2 protein-coding genes and 1 pseudogene are annotated in these 1,548 nt (G+C 71.2%); 2 read left to right on the forward strand and 1 reads right to left on the reverse strand.

Going from position 1 to position 1,548, the window contains the following annotated elements; genetic code table 11:
- Both AC1D01_RS34120 and rnhA read left to right on the forward strand, forming a co-directional pair.
- A pseudogene (locus tag AC1D01_RS34120) lies at positions 1–185 on the forward strand (SAM-dependent methyltransferase); the annotation flags it as partial.
- Positions 182–664, forward strand: coding sequence for a ribonuclease HI (rnhA, locus tag AC1D01_RS34125; protein ID WP_477873892.1), 483 nt, complete (start codon positions 182–184; stop codon positions 662–664). The pseudogene AC1D01_RS34120 and the gene rnhA, both read left to right, overlap by 4 nt.
- A gap of 32 nt (positions 665–696) precedes the next feature.
- On the opposite strand, the gene AC1D01_RS34130 is transcribed toward rnhA, so the two are convergent.
- The coding region (locus AC1D01_RS34130; RefSeq protein ID WP_477873893.1) for a molybdopterin molybdotransferase MoeA at positions 697–1,548 on the reverse strand (852 nt) is incomplete at its 5' end.

The raw sequence follows: 1,548 nt of genomic DNA on the forward strand, positions 1-1,548 counted from the left end.
ATGCCTGGACCGAGCGCATCGGCGAACGCTGGTGGCCGGTGCTCGGCAGCGTCTACCTGCTGGTGGCGGTGAAGCGCGTGCGCGGCATGCGGCTGGTCGGCCTGATCCGCCAGCAGCGCACCGCCGGCCAGCGTGCCGCCACCGTCGCGAGCCATCGCGCGCATTCTTCTTCCGAGACCCCATGACTGAAGCATCTTCCGCCGCAACCTCCGAGCAGCCGCTGATCAAGCGCCCGCAGGTCCTGATCTACACCGACGGCGCCTGCAAGGGCAATCCCGGCCCTGGCGGCTGGGGCGCGTGGCTGCGTACCGGCGAGCACGAGAAGGAGATGTTCGGCGGCGAGCGCCAGACCACCAACAACCRCATGGAGCTCACCGGCGTGATCGAGGCGCTCGCGTCGCTGAAGCGCACCTGCGACGTGATCATCTACACCGACAGCGAGTACGTGCGCAAGGGCATCACCGAGTGGATCCATGGCTGGAAGACGCGCGGCTGGAAGACGGCCGACAAGAAGCCGGTGAAGAACGCCGACCTGTGGCAGCGGCTCGACGGGCTGCGCAACCTGCACCACGTCGACTGGCGCTGGGTGAAGGGCCACGCGGGTGACCCCGGCAACGAGCGCGCGGACCAGCTGGCCAACAAGGGCGTCGAAAGCGTGAGGTGAACCCGTAGCCCGGATGGCAATCCGGGACGCGTTCAAACCAGCCCGTCGAAGGGCAGGATCTCCACGAGGCTGCCGGCCGGGACATCCCCCTGCTCATGCGGCAGCACGACGAGGCCGTTCGCCTCGCTCATGCTGCGCAGCACTCCCGAGCCCTGCGAGCCGGTGATCGCCACCTGCCAGTGCCCGTCGGCACCGCGCGAGACGATGCCGCGCTGGTACTCGGTGCGCCCCGGCCGCTTGCGGATCGCCGTCGTGCAGCGCGCCTGCAGCATCGGCAGCGGCTCGACCGCGGCACCCGACATCGCGCGCAGCGCATCGCGCACGAAGGCGTAGAAGCCCACCATCACCGCAACCGGGTTGCCCGGCAGCCCGAACAGCACCGCCTCGCGGCCCTGGCTCGCGATGCGGCCCACCGCCATCGGCCGCCCCGGCCGCATCGCGATGCGCCAGAACAGCACCACGCCGAGCCGCGCCATCACCGTGCGCGTGTGATCGGCCTCGCCGACGCTGACGCCGCCCGAGGTGATCACCACGTCGGCGTTCTCCACCGCATGGCGCAGCGCGGCCTCGAGCGCGGCGGGTTCATCGCGCACGATGCCCAGGTCGAGCACCTCGACGCCGAGCCGCTGCAGCATGCCCCACAGCGTGTAGCGGTTGCTGTCGTAGACGCAGCCCTGGTCGAGCGGCTCGCCGATCGAACGCAGCTCGTTGCCGGTGGAGAAGAAGGCGACGCGCGGGCGGCGCCACACCGGCAGTTCGCCGCGGCCGAGCGAGGCGACGAGGCCGAGATCGGCCGGCCGCAACGCGCGGCCGGCGTGCAGTGCGATGCTGCCGCGTGCCAGGTCTTCGCCGGCCAGCCGCCGGTTCGCGCCGGTCTTCACGGC

The organism is Rhizobacter sp. P3_B12, assembly GCF_056402895.1.